The organism is Citrobacter sp. U14242 (assembly GCF_046555775.1).
In the GTDB taxonomy this organism is placed as follows: domain Bacteria; phylum Pseudomonadota; class Gammaproteobacteria; order Enterobacterales; family Enterobacteriaceae; genus Citrobacter.
Genome location: NZ_JBKGLW010000004.1, coordinates 21,507 through 39,538 on the forward strand (window position 1 = coordinate 21,507; position 18,032 = coordinate 39,538).

Genomic DNA, 18,032 nt, shown 5'->3' on the forward strand with positions numbered 1-18,032 from the left:
TCATGCCTCGCGCTGCTGTTCGTTGATGGATGAAGAGGGCGTTGCTACTGGTTTCAGCACATTAGCCTGGCGCAGATGGGCGAAGACCTGATCACGTGTGCCGAACTCCTGAATAGCGCCGTCATTGAGCAGTAAAACTTTATTGACCACACCGAGCAGAGTAGGACGGTGCGATATAATCACGGTAGTTTGTCCCTGTGTTCGCAGCGTGTTGATGGCTTTAATGAGGGCAAACTCCCCGGCATCATCAAGATTGGCATTCGGTTCATCAAGGACGATAAATGCGGGGCTGTTGTAGACAGCACGAGCCAGCCCAATACGCTGGCGTTGCCCACCGGACAACTGATATCCACCTGCGCCGAGCGGTGTATCGTACCCCTGCGGCAGGCGCAGGATCATCTCGTGTACACCAGCCAGAAGTGCAGCCGCCACGATCAGTTCGCTGTCATTTTTCGTAAAGCGTGCAATGTTTTGTGCGATAGTCCCGTCAAACAGTTCAACATCCTGTGGCAGATAGCCTATTGAGGGACCCAGCAGGGCTTTATCCCACTGGCAAATATCTGCACCGTCTAACCTGACTTTTCCTGATAACGTCTTCCAGACACCGACCAGTACTTTCGCCAGTGATGTTTTTCCGGATGCAGAAGGACCGATAATCCCCAGTACTTCACCTTGTTCGAGTTGAAAGGAGATATTACGCAGCAACGGGGCGTGTTGTCCGGGAGCTGTCGCAAACACGCCTTCAACGCTGATGTTGCCTTGCGGACGCGGCAGGGGCAGCACGTCTTTCGGGGCCGGATACTCCTTTAGCAGCGCCGATAACTGATGCCACGCGCTACGAAACTGTACAAACTGCTTCCAACTGCCAATGACTTGTTCCACCGGGTTCAGGACGCGTCCAAGTATGATCGAGGCCGCGATCATCAGGCCTGGGGTAATATGCCCACCAATTACCAGCAACGCCCCGGCCCCCAGCGCGACAGATTGCAGCAACACGCGAACAAACCGGCTCAGGCTGCTTAACCCCGCCGTTTTATCGGCGATCTGTGTTTGCAGTACCAGCACTTTATTATGCTGTTCCTGCCAGTTTGCTTTTAGGGTGGAAAGCATGCCCATCGCCTCGATAGCATCGGAGTTTTGCAGCTGTTTATTCAGCTGGCTGGCATTATTGATGGTTAAGGCATGGGCTTGTTGAATAGGGCGCTTAGTGGAGAGCTCTGAAACCAGTGTCAGAATGAATAATAGTGTGATTCCGCCAAGAGACAGGTATCCCAACAGGGGATGTACCAGAAAGGCAATAAACAGATAAATCGGCGTCCACGGAATATCCAGCAATGAAAACAAGCTGTTCCCGGAGAGAAACTGGCGGATCTGATCGAGCTCGGCTAAAGATTGTGCCGGGTTGTTATCACCGGTGGACATTTTTCTTCTAAAAGCCGCATTAAAAACTGATTGACTGAGCTTTATATCCAGCCGATTTCCCAGTCTTACCATGACCTGTGCGCGAGCAGATTCAATCATGGCAATAATAATGTACAAACCGACAATTAATAAGGTGAGCATTAGCAACGTCGTGGTGTTTTTACTCACCAGTACGCGATCGTAAACCTGCAACATATAGATTGCCGGCGCCAGCATAAGCATATTAATCACACAACTAAAAAACAGCAGCATCAGAAAAGTGGGTTTCGTTCCTTTTAATGCATCATTCAGTTCTGTTGGCGTATGCTGGCGCGACATAGTCTTCTCCTTATACGATCAATGAACTATTGCCATTGTTACTGGCAAGGGTAGTCGGCATTTCCAGATAAAAATCACCCACATTAACGGTGGTCGAATTGACCCCCACTAACGTAATGGTGTCAGTGCCGATGGTCACGATGGTGTTGCCGTTATTTCCGGTGATAGAGACGCTGCTGGCAAAGTTCTCCGCGTTAATGCCTAGCAAAACGAGGTCAATAAAGTCCTGTCCGCCATTGGGATTACTGTCGAAACCCGTGATACGATCCTGTCCAAAGTTGGCTCCGAAGGCGAAAATATCACTTCCGGTTCCGCCATCCAGAATATCGTTTCCTTCCTGACCATTGAGAATATCGTCGCCATTACCGCCAGAGAGGGTATCGGCACCCGCGCCGCCAATCATGATGTCGTTACCGTTCCCACCCTGCAGGTTATCGGCACCATCTCCGCCGTCCAGGAAGTCATTTCCGATACCACCAAACAACTGATCATTGCCGCCCATACCGAACAGATAGTCATTGCCGCTACCACCCGTGATAATATTGGCGATTGAATTACCCGTACCGATAAAACTACCGTTCCCGGTAAAGACCAACTCTTCCACGTTATCGGTCAGGTCATAACTGCTGAGATTAGTGCGGACAATATCCGTCCCGCCGTTGAGATCTTCGATCACGACATCACCAAAATCATCAACGATGTAGGTATCATTACCTGTACCGCCGGTCATACTGTCAGCGCTAAGACCACCGTCCAGGGTATCGTTACCCGCGTCACCTTGCAGCGTATCTTGTCCCGCCTGACCGAAGAGCGAGTCATTACCCGCACCGCCGACTAACAGGTCATCACCCGCGCCACCCTGTAAGGTGTCATTGCCGTTTTCACCGCGCAGGATGTCACTCCATGCGGTACCGATGAGCGTATTGGCACCATTATTACCCACGATCAGATCGCCAACAGGCTGCGTGGTTGTCGACGTCAGGATAACCGGGGGGTTACCTTCATCATCTACGACAGTGACGACCACCTGCAACGTGCGACCGACCATAGCCTGGCCTGGCGTGAAGGTGGCAGATGTTGCGCCGTTGATGTTGACGAATCCGGTCGGTGAACTCATTCTCCATTGGTAGCTGAAATTACCGCCGCTCAGACCGTCGGCATCGGCAATACCCGAAACCACCGCTGTCAGCGTCAGGCTCTCGGTTGGCGTCAGGTCATTAATCACTGGCGCACCGGTGGTCGCTTGATTACGCGGCAAGACGGCCTGGGTTTGCGCAGAGACTAACGTTTCGGCATCACCCATTTGATCGTTAAAACTGGCGACGACACGCAGCGGAGCGCCCTGGATAGTACCCGGCACCCTGAACTCCACGCCTGTTGCCTGATCCTGCCATTGTCCGTTAATCAAAGCCTGCCATGTCATGGTGATTGCGACATCTGCCGCAAGACCGTTGCCATCGAGCAGGTTTGCTACGTTAACCCGTAACAGGTCACCAACAGACGGGTTTGCACTACTGATTGCCAGGTCGCCCGTCGCCTGTTGCGCCGTGACCCACAGCTGTTGACCATCGCCAAACTCCAGTTTTTCGATATTCAGCAGGCGGTCAACGCCATCATTCAGGTTTAATGCGGCATTAGGGGTGGCGTGATCGACTCTGAGGCTACCATCTGCCATTCGGGTAAAGACATAGTTGCTACTGACATCGCGATACACTGCCACATCAGTTTCTGTGCCATCTCCCTCATGCAAGATTTCGCGTACAATCGACAACTGGTTCGGTTTCAGCGTACCTGCCAGCATGTACGATTTCAGCTCAGCCATGCTTTCGGCGCTGGTGAGCCCCGGCATACCTGAAACAGCAATACGCACGTTCAGCCAGGCGTCGCCATCAATGATGTCATTACCGGCTTTACCCATAATGCGGTCGCTACCGCCACCGCCGAGTAAAATGTCACTGCCATCGTCCGGATTGAGTAACACCGCATCCGGATTGGCTGAACGCTCGACACCAAGAATAGCCTGCAGACCGTCGATTCTGTCGGCACCTTCCTGGGTCAGATTATTAGAGAGGGGGACTCCCTGGACCGGTGCAGTACCAATCGGTTGTTCCGTACCGGTCAGGGTATCATTGTGTTTCCAGCCAGATAGGCCTTCGACCAGGTCAAAACGGTCGCGCAGAATAAACTCCTGCTGGTTGACGAAAATCGGGATACCCAGGTCAGAGTTAGCGCCATTAGGATCGCCTTTATGGATCGCCCAGTCGAAACCGGCCATACCATTATTACGCTGGATCCCGGCGCCCTGAACCATGATGTCATCACCGGCTTCGCCATCGTAGTCTGTATCGTTACCCTGGCCGTTCAGGACATCGTGACCAATAATGGTGCTGTTGAAGAACAGCTCAGAGTTATCTCCCGCGAGGGTGTCAAACCCATCACCACCTTCAAGCCAGTCGTCGCCCTCATTACCCATCAGGAAATCGCCACCCGATCCCCCAAGTGCAAAGTCGTTGTCCTGCCCGGCGAAAACCTCCTGAGCATCTTCACCGACCACGACGAAGTCACTACCCGTGCCACCAAAGACCAGATCGTTTCCGTTACCGGAGAAGATGACATCGTGCCCGGCATCACCATGGAGGAAGTCAGCATCGCCTACGGGTGTGCCAGTGTCCGTAATGATGTCATCGCCGTCACCCCCGTGAACCACATCCGCTTCATCGCCGCCGTCCAGACGGTCATCACCACCATCTCCCCACAGGCTGTCGATACCTTTCCCTCCGATGAGCGTATCGTTACCTGCGGTACCGCCAAGCACCACATGACCATCGCCGGTATATTTCAGATAACCACCATCGGCGAAACCGTCACCATCCACATCCGCGCCAGGATCACGCCGTACCAGCAACGGCGAGAGTAGATCTTTCAGCGGATTCCCCCATTTAGGGTCGATTTCCGTTTGCAGCACGCGGTTTACTTCGAATATATGGTCTGGGGTCTGAAACAGGTTAGCAGGCAGGTGAGAGGACCCCTCTTCACCGAGGTCACTGTTGCGCATAACCAGGGCAGAAAAGGAGTTGGCCTCCAGTTCATTCAGTAAATTCAATCCTTGTACCCGGCTCAAATAGTAGAAACGGTCGCCGTCCTGCAACATTTCCATCTGTGTTTCGAAGACAAAATTGAAGGTTGATCCGAGCATGCCGCCAAATTCATTTTTGCGTTCAGCAAGCCCTCCAATCCAGAAATCGACCTTATTCAGGCCCGTTTCTTTGCTGGCCCATGCGCCGGTACTGTTGAAGAAATCCATTGCGTCTGCTGGTGGAGCGTTGTTGGCATCACCAAATAACAGGAAATTAACCGCTGCGCGTTTACCCTCCAGGCTGGTGGCATTGAGGATCAGTTCGTGCTGACCATAGGCGGCCATAAAGTTAATAATGGAGGCCGGGTTTTTCAGGTATGTTGTGAAATCAGCCCAGCTGGTATACGGCCGTAGCTGGCTATCGCCGCTTAATGCAAAGAACTGTTCACGGGCCTGGTTCAGCGACGGCATAGCCGTATCACGTCCACGGGCAATGTTAAGCGCTCCCAAATCAAGCGGCAGGCCAATCAGGTTATTACGCAAGGCGTCAGTAATAAACTCATCAATCTCGTTACCGACTTGTCGCGTCATACCCCGAACAATCGCACCGATTGCCTGTTCATCGGAAACGGTGGCACCGTTAATTTCATTAAATGCCACCGGATTGAGGAATGCGGCAATCAGACCGATATCACCGCTTTGCATGTCAATGTCGGTGCGCGCTACGGTTTCTGTGAGCATTGAATGCCCGAAGCGATAAACCACGTGCGCAAACTCAGCAAAGATCTGCGGGTTGATATCTGCCGTGTTTGAAAAGACAAACGGATCGACGGCAGGTTGTACGGTGCGAGCAAACTCCTCGAAAACGAGGTGCTGATACTGCATTTCCGTGGAGAATCGTCCTGCCTGGAAGAGGTATTCACCGTTCCAGACCAGCGTACTGGTGTCAGCGGGTAGCTCAGTGATTTGATGTGAGGGCATCAGCCACTGGTTAATAAGGTCAATATCACCGGTTTCCAGTAGGGTGGTCTTATATTGCTCAACCAGCCGGTTATGTTCACTGTGAAATACGGCGTGAACGGCAGTTAGCCCTATGTTTTCATTACCGCGCCCGTCACCGGTGATAAAGTGGCGATCCAGGAGTTCATCATCGTACGTGCCTGCTGGCTGTTGCCCGCCAATAACGTCGTCATCATCTGCCAGTAAACCTGCTTTTGGCGCGGCAGTATGCGCAATATCATCGAGAAATGCATGCCCGGTTCGGAAGGTGCCCTCAGGTAACAGACCGCCATTGGCTTCAACCAGCCCACTCGTGGTAACAATCTGTACTTTTCCATTTTCACTTAAAATCAAATTACCGTAACGATCGGTCGCCAGAAGCGGCACATTAAACACATCCTGATCGGTCAATTTGATGCCGAGTAGCGTTTCCGCCTGGTTCTTGACGTCAGCCCAGGTTGCCAGCCCTCCGTTAGCACCACCTAATAAATTACCCGTCGGCTCAGGTTTACCGTCAATTAATACATATTCACGGATAAAGATCTGATGCGACGGATGAGAGGTGTAGGTTTGGTTCTGGTCGATAAATGGGGTTGTAAGGTTAACGGTTTCTCGATTCTCATCGACCGTTGCCCGGGTTAACAACATAAAATTAGTCGACGAACCTTCAACATATAAAGGGTCGTCGGGTTGCAATGGAATGAAAACGATGCCGTTTCCTCCTTTGGGGATGAGGTCCAGACCATGGTCAAAAAACTGACCAAAGAAAGTCATCCAGCCATTAAACGCCGGAGAAAGGCCAATGTCAGGGGATTGGTTAGGAATAGATAAACTGCCATTTCCGGTAGTCGTTCCCCCACCGGGAGCATCTTTTAAGGCATTAAATGCCTCCAGCGCGGCTGGATTGGAGGCGGTTTGGTCCGAAATTAAGTTACTAATAACACGAGGATCGGCATCAATGACCGTCCCACCAATCTGGATATAACTGGTCATCTCATCCGCATCCTGCCAGTTCAGCGCCGTTAATCTCGGCATTGTCTGATCGGCCGAACCGTATAATTCCTGACCCGGTAGGAGATTATTCCATGAACCATCTACAGTACGTAGTCCGTAAGGTAACAGAGGACTGGAGACTAATTCCCGTAGCATATCAGCATTGATGCTACCATCTGGGTTAGTCGCCGCTTCGGATATTTTTATCTGCTTAAGAATAAAAGCAAGATCGTGGAGAGTGACAGTAAAGTCATATTGTGAGGCCATACATTATTACCCCTATCTTTATCAGTATTAGCTATCATCGCCCATTTTCTATTTACAAAAATTGACAGAAGAATAGGCAGTATCAGATACCTGATTGTTATTACACGTTTAGATTCCATTCCGAAAATACAGAAGATACCCACAGCGTATTTAGAGTTGTTCTCCTGAACTGTACTTCGCACAATGAGGTGCTCACCTCATTTATATAAAGGTTTGGGCGGGTAGCTGAGACCGCGGGCCATTGAATTAAAAGGTTTACTCACGGCGCACGGTTTTGAGAAGGACGGGTCTTCTCAAGGCTTAAACGTGTTAGGGGTTTGTAACCTCATATTACATTTCTATTATGATCATAACTATGGTTTTTCCTTTGCCGACTTCACTCATACTTTTCTATCAAAAGATTAAATTTTCATTTCTTTACATTAAAACTTATTACATGCTGACGTGTTTTATAATAGTAACGTCGTAGTGTGAAATATAAAATTTAATATTGGTAAAATTTAACAAGACACCATTCCTGGCTAATGACTATGATGTTGCGGAAATTGCTCACTAATCCCGCCGAAATGACGCATTTGCCCGAACATATGATGAGCACAGGATTGCAGGTAATGCGTGGTGACACTCAATAATGCTTCTGTCGAACCGATGCCATGAGCAGTGGTGCATAAATGCGGGCGTCGCATTTGACAGCACACCGTTCAAAACGATGTCGCCAGAGACAGACTCACGTTGAAATCGCCGCCAATTTCAAATTGCCATCCGGTCTGGCAAAATCATGGGCCAGTCGAGGGTATTACCGTTCAGTGAGTCATGACGTGAAAGCAACGTATGTCTTTTACTTAGGCTGGCTTAACGCTTAACGGTAGCCCGGAACCATTGTTTTGAACCGTGCAACCCTCAACAAAATTCGTCTTAAGGAAGAGTCGCTGAAACAGGTGAAAGAGAAGGGCGAAGCGATTATTACCGGCAACCCGGATAAAGTTGATGAATTCCTCAGCTATTTAGATAGCTTTGATTTCTGGTTTAATATCGTAACACCATGATTTTAGAGATAAATGTGTGCGCAACATCACCGCAGAAAAAGTCTATCCAGTACTGATGGAAGAAACAAATTACGCATTCCCTGACCGTAATTCAGACATCAAAGTTTGGGTTCGAACCGATGATTTGCCATCTTATGAAGTTTGTCTGATTCGAACAGACAAGGAAGGGGAACAGTGGGTAACGCTTTCACTCAGCTATTGGGACGACGATAAAGCGCCGAATGAAAATAGTTGGCACTCCCCCTACCTGGGAGTGCGTACTTATTGTAAGTATCCCTCTTAACCGAACCATCCACAGAATGCCTGAAAATTAACACGTCACTAAATATAGCATGCAACATAATGTTGCGTGTGATGCTTTTTCATACATAATAGATTTTGTTTAGAACTGACTAACAGGAGTTTTCAGTGTTATCAGCAGAGCTGTCGCCAGCCATATTTAAACCTCTTGCATCAAATAAAAACTCCAGTGTCTATGTAGCTTGCATATGGGCTCTGTATGATAGGTTAGTACGTCATCAGCACACACTGGATGAGTGTCATCCGAAAGAAGCTCGTGAGATCATTCGTCGTGCTTTAGTTCAGTACAACCTGCAACTTGATAATGACGACATGCCGGAGATTCCTGATCCATCCGAAACGGATGACACTCACCGTATCTATTCTTTTCTTCGTGAGACTGGCTGGCTTCACGAGCAGGCGACAGTGGGTTATCGGCGTATTTGTTATATACCTCAGATTCCGTCACAACTTGTTGCTGCGCTGGATATGATTAAGCAGGGGCGAATTGATGAAGTAGGAGCGACCTGTAAAGGTGTTTATCTTCAACTTGTGGCCGCAATTCAGGATCCCAGAGAAAACGCTTCGCAAATCGCTATTGCACGTTCAATGGGGATCAATTTTCTGAGCTCCCTTTCTGCAATGCAGGGACAAATGCGTGACCTGATATATCAGGCGACTGAGAGCGAATCAGGGCTCAAAATTATTAAACTGTTCTTCGAGGATTTTCTGAAAGGTATTCTCCTCAAAGGATACTCCCATCTGAAAAATTCGAACCACCCATACCGATACCGGGAGATAACCATCCAGAAGGCGCTCCAGATCCTGACTGACGATGTCCTGATGGATAATCTGACTCGCTCGTTGTGTTCGGCCGATCAACAGACTTCAGCTGAAAAAATTCGGCGGGAATTGAAAAACGATCTGAATACGATTATTGATACATTTGAAAATATCGACCGGTTACTCTCCCGTATCGATGACTACCGGCGTAGTCTGACGACACGTACCAGAGAGACGATCGAATATATGCGATCGTCCTTACCTGGGCTCGATCAGCGTCTTATTGATCTGATAGCTAAAACCAGTACGGTCCCGGATGAGGCCATGTTGTCGGGGCCAGGAGATATATATTCATCGTTAAGTGAATACCGCTTACGAAGGCCATCGACACCGCATGTTGAACCGCAAGCTACTGAACTGGAAACACCGTATAAAAACCCGCTGAAACTGGCTGAAAATATGGCGATGCGTGAGTATCTGGAGAGGCGACGCGAAAATCCTGCTCGTGTACATGCTTACCTGGAACAACATTTAGGTAAAAAAAGCTACATCACATCAGATGAACTGAAGATAGAAACTCTGGACGATATGCTTGCGTATATTCAGATACGCCGTTTACTTTACAATGCTGTCCCTCTCAAAAGCAGGTATTACAAGCTTGCTCAACTATTTCGGGTTTCGCCGGTTGACGGTGAATACACAGAAAATGAATATCTCACTACACCAAAATTGAAGATTGAGCGCTCTTCACCAGTACAGAGTAAGGAGACCCTGAATGCTAAGTGATCTTAACAAAACTATATCCCGTTCTGGTGAAAGGACGTTTGAACCTGAAGAATTCAGACAGGCTGCTCGTTTATTGCGTAAGCGTCAGTTTTTATGGGCTGAACGACCTCATGACCGTAAACATTATGAACTCATACGCAGATTTGAAGAGTACTTCAGTAATCTGTTTGATGCATTTGATGATGAACTTATTAAGGACCCCCAGTTTGGATATATTGGTATTATTCCCCGATCATCGGGTGATGCAGTCATGGGGGTGTTGCCAACATTAATAATGTTGATTATGGCTCGTCTTCATGATCTTGAAAGCCGTAGGGCCTGCACGGTAAACGGGCGAGCGTCTCCCAGCCCTGAATTACTGGTAGATACTTATACTGAGTTAACCGGCAAACCAAAACCCAGGTTATCAGAGCTCAATCAGGCGCTTGATGTTATTCGCCGCTATAACGTCATTGAACTGGGCGAAAAACAGGAGTCCAGCGATATGCGTGCAATAACAATTTTGCCGAATATCCACAGGGTGGTGAACAGTCAGTACCTGCAGACACTGGAACTTTTCGCTCTTGAGTTTGGACAATCACTGCCCCCATCCATAGCGCCTCAGGTATCAGATATCACTATTTCAGGGACAGAACAGGGGACTGCACTATGACTACAGCCGTATCAACACACCGTATGGTCCGAATTACCCTGATGAACTGGTATCTCTTCAGTAGTGAAGATCTCGATGTGGATGCCGCCAGTGTGATGATTAGTGGTGCCAATGGTGCAGGAAAAAGTTCAATAATTGATGCTATTCAGACTGTCCTGAGCGGTGGAAACGAGAATGTGCTTTCTATGAATGCGCAGAGCAGTAGCAATCAGAAGTCATCTCGTAATATCCAGACCTATGCGCTGGGCGTTGTTGACGATCAGGAATTCGGTGGCGAGCTCTCTGCATGCCGCTCTGAATCGAATACCTATGTCGCATTGACATTCAGACGTCCTGACGGTACGTATTATGCCGTTGGTATGGGATTTCATGCCCGTTCTGGCGACAATAAAGTGAACAAACTTTGGTTTGTCACGAATGGGCATGGTCTTTCCTCTGCCGATTTCCTTGATGGGAACAGGGTGATGACGCTGTCTGATTTTCAGCGACGACTCAAGGCAATGGACCCTACTGTTTTACTTGCAAAAAATGCCAAAAATTTTCGGCTGGACTATTGCCAGTTGATGTCAAGGGAGGGACCTGGACTACAGATCAGCCCGGATGCCATGTGGCATGCAATAAAAAATGGTATCGACTATCGGGGTGAAAAGAGCATTTCGGATTTTATCAGTAGTTATATTCTTCCGGATGAGAATGTCGATATCAACCGGCTTCATAATGATTATCAGGAACACGAACGCATTCTGGCGTTAATTGAAAAGACTGAGCAGGAAATTATCGCGCTCAATTCTTTGTTAACGCATTATCATCGTTATGAAAGACTCATGATTGACCTGGTCTGTTATGGGTGGGTATCAGCAGAGGCTTCACTCCAGGCCCTGGATTTGCGCCTGGAGCAGTCAGATAACCTGCATCAGGAGCTTGGGGACCAGCTGGAAAAGTTGACCCAGCGACAAACTGAGATGAGATCAATGGAAGAGAGGGTTAACAGGGAACGTGATGAGGCTCGCGATCTGTTTATGAATTCGGCGGCCACCAGGGCGATTGAAAAACATGAGGACAACATTAGACAATCCCAGGAACGCATTGTGGGAATTGAGCAACGTCTCTTAGCTGCGAAGCAATCTCTGGCACGTTTTCTTAACCTTATTTGCCCGTCCAGCCTGACTGTCGATTTTCGGAAAAATTACGAAAACAACCATAACCGTCTGAGTGAAATTGCTGCTTTATCTGACAATCCACTGATCCCATGGCCAGCTCATGAACAGCAGGGTACTGGTATCCTGTCGACTATTACTGCATTTGGATCGTTCGGAGACGTACTTTCAGAAGAGCGCGATAATGCCCGTAGCCGTCTTGCTGAAGCAGAAAATGATTTGAAAGAATTGTTGATGGTAGTTAAGAAGCTGGAATCAGGTGAGACTCCGCTTGCGACTTCGACTGAGACCGTCATCCGGATGTTAAAGCAATATGAAATTATAGCCGTTCCGGTATGTGAACTGAGTTCAATCAGCGATGCCTCATGGCAGGAAGGCATAGAGCGTTATCTCGGACGAAATCGTGAAGCTCTGGTTATTACTGATGGCAATTACACTGATGCGCTGAAAATCTACCGGAAAGCAATCAGAGATGATAAGAACCACGTATCTTTGCGCGGTGTACGTCTGGTCAACCCGGATTATGATTTTGGTTACCAGGGGGCTCCAAAGAAAGGTACAGCTGCCTCACTCATTAAGTCAGAAAACGCGATAGCGCTAAAATTTCTCTATGGGTTGCTGTGGTCTGTCAATCTGGTTAATACCGAAGAAGAATTACGTCGTGAAAAACGAGCCATCACTCCAGACGGAATGGTTGCAGCAAATGGCTCAATTAGTGGTGGTAACGATATCAAGGGAATTATGATCGGCGTTGAGGCTCGCCGGCAATATGCGCGGAAGATGCAAGTTCAGGTTGACGAAGCCACTGCCCGATTTTATGCACAGAAAAAAAAATATGATCCGATTGACAGTTTCTACAAATTGTTCCAGTCAGAACTCAGTAACCTGAATCATAACTGCCTCCATATTGAATCTACATATCAATCACTTATTGCAGAACAAAAAGTGATTAGAGAAAAGAACCTGATCATCGAAAAAATGAGGCTGAACGTAGATAAATCACTGGAGGAAGCCTACAGACTGGCGAATCATGCACTGGATAAATTTAATGAGGAGAAGACCAGTATAGCAGTGACAAAAAGCGATATTCAGAAGCAACTTGATGAAATTGAGAATCAACGTCCTGCAGCCGAAGAAAAAATAAAACAGGTTGCAGGGAAACGGAATGAGTTAAGTACGCATCCACTTTTCGAACAGGAACGAGCCAGTAGACATCTTGAAAAACTAATAGCGCTGATAAACGATGAACGGGATCCTGAGCAAAAGAGTTGCACAATTGCCAGTGAGATTATGGTCAACGACGCGGTCGCACTTGTTGCCCAAAAGCGCGTTGGTAGCGCAGAAAGTAGTGCCAGGAATGCTGGTGATAATGCAAGAGAAGGAAAAATCGAATTTATGGCTCGCTTTGAGCCTGCAAACCGTGACGAACTCAGAGATTTAGACCCATACGAGTCCAGAAAAGCCTTTGAAAGGCATTTGAATTATCTTAATGACACTGAACTGGTCATCCATCGGCATGATGCAGAAAAAGCATGTTCTGAGATGCTAACCACGTTTAGAGCCGATGTGGTATCAACCCTGCAGGATGCTTTCCAGCGCATGCGCCGCACGTTCAGATTGCTTAACGAACAGCTTAAAGATCTGCCTTTTAATAGCAACACATACCGTTTTGTCTTTCCTGTAGTCGAAAACAAAACGCTGAAGGATGTGCACGACTACGTTGTCGAGCAGAGTAAATCTGATACCGAGGCGGTTGGTACACTCTTTGATTTTTCACAGGAACACCCCGCAATTTCAGTTATTCAGGACGTGCTCACGGAAGGTCGCATTGTTGAGCTATCAGACTATCGTAATTTTTTTACCTACGACATTATGGCCAGGGATCTGAGCACCGGTAAGGAACGTCGTTTTAGTAATCTTCTCAGTACAGGGTCTGGTGGTGAACAACAGTCACCTTTTTATATTGCTTTTGGTGCTTCATTTATGACTGCATTCAAAGTTCAGCGACGTCAGGACCAGGTCAACGCCGGGGCAGTTATGGCAATATTTGATGAAGCTTTTAGCCGTATGGACGGGAATAATACATTTGCAGCGCTTGAGTTCTTCTCACAAATTGGTCTCCAGGCATTTCTGGCTGCACCGCTGGATGCTGAAGTTAAGATGGGGCATCACGTAGAACGGGTTGTGACCATTATTCGTGACGGTCTCTCCGTCTTTACTGATAGCCGTCAAATCAACGATGCTGGTTGGGAGCTGCTTGAAAGTGATAACCCTAAACGCCATCCTGAACTGATTGAAGCAATGTTGCCGCAGGCAAGGAAGCAGTTGGGCCTTCAGAACAGTATTCTTAAGGGATCCCATTGAATAAATCTACCCGCAAGATTCTGGAGCAGATTGCCAGGCAAATCAATTTGCCTGCATTACCGCCGAAAGCTGAATCAGTGACCTTAACGCCCAGGCGGTTTGAATACTATTTCAGATTAACAATTAAAGAGCGGTTAATTGTCCACGAAGAGTTACAGGTACTCTTCGAACGACATAAATGCGCGTCACTTCGGTTTGGGGCAGCGGCATTAGGTGAGGTTTGCACCATTCAGGCAATCGACATCACTGAACCGGTTCAATTCCTCCGGGCTATCGGTGCGCCGTGTCTTCACGATGAGATAGACGCCGCCTGTAAAAAACTGGCCACTCTCAGTACCTGCTCAGACTGGCTCCAGGAATTAATTGATGAAATACAATCAGAATGGCGTCAGGGGCGTCAGAGATATGGCGTGAAACCTGGCAATGCCGAATGTCTGAGGGATGCACTGGCGTTGCTGGACTGGCTTGCGAATAATGAGCACATTATACTCCCTGATATCCGCACGCTTAGCGTAAGACTTTTCGGTGATACAAAGCGGATTGAAGCCATTACTGGTGTCATTGTTCGTATCAGCCGCCAGCGATTACCCGATTATTTGATAAAGGCAGATAATGAACAGGTAATGGATTACCTGGGTATTTGTAAGTTTGCTCCAGTACTCAAACTGAAGGGGGCATTTAAAATACTGATGGCGGCTGGAACAGTGGATTGTTCGGATGTCTATCCTTACCTCGGTATCCCACCAGATGCTATCAGAGGAATTCTCGCTGTACGACCTCCCGCATATATTTTATTTATTGAGAATGAAACAACATTTAATCGATATACCCGCGAGATCACGGATGATGGATGGGTCATATATACAAATGGGTTTCCCTCGAGAGCCTGGGCTCCTGTTTTCAGGGAACTCATTGCGCAAGGCTGTCCGGATACTCCCGTTTATCACTGGGGTGATATAGATTTAGGGGGGTACAGAATATTAGTACATATGCAAACCATTCTTGGCATCAATCTGCAACCGTTTCGTATGTTACCTTTAGCCAGTTCCGCTAACATAGAAAAGTTTAAGCTGGTATCTGTTTCAGCGCTGCATTCAGTCCTCGCTGATGTAAACTCACCAGCAATTAACCAGCTGGCCAGAGAACTTGCCACCATGAGCAAAACCATTGAGTATGTTCCCTGGGTTGAGCAGGAGAGACTTAATATTATGTCTCCCCACGGAACATGACGGTATATTAGCTAACACTCAATACGGACAGGCCAACATTATATCTGTACCTGCTCAGTTCAGGGGGCACATACATAGGACAGTTTTTATTATATGTATTGCCAGCTCAGTGCGGCGTCCCGATAAATCTGCATCAGCTCAGCCACGCTAGCGGCATGTTGGCCAGGACGGTGAGCTTTGGACACGACAGCGACAAGCTTCTCGTATTATTTTCTAAGGATTGAAAAAAATCGGTCATTTCATGAATAGCGATTGCAGGGGTCATGTCCAGAACAGTAAAAGCTATACATAAAAAAACTTAATCGCTTGGAGAGAAGCTGATTGAGTTGAAAACGAGCGATACTCCAGATGGTCAACTAGATACCTAAGCGGATAAAGTGCTGGCAGACAGATTTTTACATCCATCAGAATCCAGTGCCTTCGGCCGTTTGAACTTACAATCTGGGTAAGTGAGTACATAGAAACACCCAACAATCAGCATGCGGTGAAGTAAATGTACGACAGACCTAATGTGAGAAAAGGGAGGTATCTCAAAATTCACAACATGCTGATTTCTGTGACCGCATGAGTGAACCATGAAGTAATAGATCCATGGAGGTTATTTAACATAATATACATTATGCGCACCAATGGTAAGGATGGCGGGAACTGGCGTTACCGGTGCGGTCATTGGTCACAGACCGTAATCCACTGGCCCAGGACGTCTTTCAGGCAATGTTGGCATAAATCTAGTTTTAAGCGATTACTGTCACCAAAAATTGAACCGTATCCAGCTAAGTGATTAACAGACAGAAACTCATTGAACTCAATGTCATCTACCACCGTCTTCGCATGGCGACCACAGCGATCGCAGGTCTTCGCACATAACATTACAGTATCGCTGGATGTGAAAAATTGCATTTTATCTCCTCGTAATGCTGCCGCGCCGAATCAGCAATAACGCTAAAAAAACAGAATTGTTCGGCTTGGCCAACCCCTGACACTAACAAAAGCAAGTTTTGTCACTGTCCGGGGTTATCATATAAACCAATAGACCGTCCTTACGCCATTCTGGTTATCAATAACATAGCCGCATTGTTTCCTTAAAAATTCTTCTGCTAAATCAATGGCTTTTACAGAAATCTCATAAGAAGGAAGTAGAGTGTATCCTTTCCCTTCACTGGCAGCTGCTTTGATCGCATCCAGAGTATTATCAATCAGTAACAGAGCAAGTGATGCTTCATTTACCTGAGCCGAAGAACTTCTGGCTGCAAGTGTCATTGTTTTTGCTTCTTCCGCTGTAATCGTTCGTTCTGCCAGAGCAGATAAAATCCCATAAGAATCCATTAGTTACCCCAATCAATAATGTCCATTTGATGGATAGCGAGCAGGGCTCACGCACCTACCCGCTATCCATCAAAGTGGACGAATGATATGTGCTGTAAGCAAAATATACATAATACGCTGTTCATTGCTGTCTGCCTTGCTACTGAACATCCAGCCTATAAGAGGAATTTTACTTATAACTGGAACTGAACGCTCGGCATTGCTGAACGATGAATCGATAAGCCCCCCCAATAACAACGTCTGACCATCCTTAATCTGGACTGTCGTCTGAATCTGGCGCTGATTAGTAATAATATCGGATGCCTGATCATCATTGCTGATTGAATCAGCGCGAGTGTCGATAGTCAGAACTAGTTGCCCGTTACCCATGACAACAGGCGTTACCTTGAGAGAAACGCCAACATCATGACGCTCGATAGTCTGAAACGGATTATTTACGCCGGCAGATTCGCCCGTTACCTTTCCGGTGATAAACGGCACATTCTTACCTACGGAAATGTAACCAGTCTGACCAGACTGAGTAAGAATACGCGGCGTTGAAATCACCTTAGAGCGTGAATTACTCTGGACAGCACGCAGAGACAGCGCCAACACGTTACCATCAAAAATACCAAAAGAACCGCCCGCCGTAGAAAGAGCGCTACCCAGTGCAGAAGTATTAAAGCCCCCCGCAACCTTATGACCGGATGCAGAACCTGCCGCAAACGATAAATCAACGCCATCAGACAAGCTGGTTTCAAACATCAGCGACTGAATGAGAACCTGATCGCGGGCAACATCCACAGAATTGATAAAATCGGACAGAACCGGCAGCAGCTCGTCAGGCGCAGAAACAATCAGCGAGTTATTGCCTGGATAATCCACGACATTACCACCACCATTAGAATCAAGATAAATTTTAATCAGTTGCTGAACATCGGACGATCTAACTTTTGTCAGCTTAAAATTTCTGACCGTAAGCGCCACAGGTACTGGCTGGTAAGATGGCTCAGAAGGAAAAGAATCATAAGACTGATTATCAGAGTCGCCGGAGTCAGAAGCCATTTGTGACGGTAATTTAGACGGCAAAGAGACAACCGCAGGATTACCGGAAAGCATAACAAACCCGTTAGCATTGAGAACAGACTTAAAGAAATCATCAATATTTGTTGGGTTAACATCAGCATTAAATACGGTTACGTTCCCTTTAACATCAGGATTAACAATAACAGGCTTGCCAGTTTTTGACGAATACCACTGAACAAATGAGCGAACAGACGAATTATTTAAATTAACAGTTTCAGCAGAAACGCAGAATGAACAGGTAAATAAAAAAGCAATAATAAAAGAGCGCAT

Annotated in this window: 9 protein-coding genes and 1 pseudogene; 6 read left to right on the forward strand and 4 right to left on the reverse strand. The window is 47.4% G+C overall.

All coding sequences use genetic code 11. The annotated features are described in order from the left end of the window. Both ACLJXE_RS07205 and ACLJXE_RS07210 read right to left on the reverse strand, forming a co-directional pair. Entirely contained in the window at positions 1-1,740 is a 1,740-nt protein-coding gene (locus ACLJXE_RS07205; protein WP_410750499.1) for a type I secretion system permease/ATPase, read from the reverse strand. Positions 1,741-1,750: 10 nt separating this feature from the next. Beyond that, the gene (locus tag ACLJXE_RS07210) at positions 1,751-7,075 is read right to left on the reverse strand and encodes a peroxidase family protein (protein ID WP_410750500.1); all 5,325 of its coding nucleotides are present in this window, start codon (positions 7,073-7,075) and stop codon (positions 1,751-1,753) included. A gap of 725 nt (positions 7,076-7,800) precedes the next feature. Here ACLJXE_RS07210 and ACLJXE_RS07215 point away from each other — a divergent pair. The 6 genes and pseudogenes from ACLJXE_RS07215 to ACLJXE_RS07240 form a co-directional block, all read left to right on the forward strand. Then, positions 7,801-8,121, forward strand: a pseudogene (locus tag ACLJXE_RS07215) (alkyl sulfatase C-terminal domain-containing protein); the annotation flags it as partial. 16 nt (positions 8,122-8,137) lie between these two features. Then, the gene (locus tag ACLJXE_RS07220; RefSeq protein ID WP_410750501.1) at positions 8,138-8,404 is read left to right on the forward strand and encodes a hypothetical protein; all 267 of its coding nucleotides are present in this window, start codon (positions 8,138-8,140) and stop codon (positions 8,402-8,404) included. Positions 8,405-8,529: 125 nt separating this feature from the next. Beyond that, positions 8,530-9,969: a Wadjet anti-phage system protein JetA family protein gene (locus ACLJXE_RS07225; protein ID WP_410750502.1), complete on the forward strand. Its 1,440-nt coding sequence runs from the start codon at positions 8,530-8,532 to the stop codon at positions 9,967-9,969. Beyond that, complete coding sequence (locus tag ACLJXE_RS07230) at positions 9,959-10,621, forward strand: DUF4194 domain-containing protein (RefSeq protein WP_410750503.1); 663 nt, start codon at positions 9,959-9,961, stop codon at positions 10,619-10,621. Before ACLJXE_RS07225 ends, ACLJXE_RS07230 begins: the two co-directional genes overlap by 11 nt. Then, positions 10,618-14,142, forward strand: coding sequence for an SbcC/MukB-like Walker B domain-containing protein (locus tag ACLJXE_RS07235; RefSeq protein WP_410750504.1), 3,525 nt, complete (start codon positions 10,618-10,620; stop codon positions 14,140-14,142). The genes ACLJXE_RS07230 and ACLJXE_RS07235 overlap by 4 nt, the downstream gene beginning before the upstream one ends. Beyond that, positions 14,139-15,371 (forward strand): Wadjet anti-phage system protein JetD domain-containing protein, encoded by a 1,233-nt coding sequence (locus ACLJXE_RS07240; protein ID WP_410750505.1) that lies wholly within the window; start codon positions 14,139-14,141, stop codon positions 15,369-15,371. Before ACLJXE_RS07235 ends, ACLJXE_RS07240 begins: the two co-directional genes overlap by 4 nt. A 1,017-nt stretch (positions 15,372-16,388) precedes the next feature. Here the strand turns inward: ACLJXE_RS07240 and ACLJXE_RS07245 are convergent. Both ACLJXE_RS07245 and ACLJXE_RS07250 read right to left on the reverse strand, forming a co-directional pair. Continuing rightward, positions 16,389-16,697, reverse strand: a complete 309-nt coding sequence (locus ACLJXE_RS07245) for a hypothetical protein (RefSeq protein WP_000378924.1) — start codon at positions 16,695-16,697, stop codon at positions 16,389-16,391. A gap of 69 nt (positions 16,698-16,766) precedes the next feature. Then, entirely contained in the window at positions 16,767-18,032 is a 1,266-nt protein-coding gene (locus ACLJXE_RS07250; protein WP_170100457.1) for a secretin N-terminal domain-containing protein, read from the reverse strand.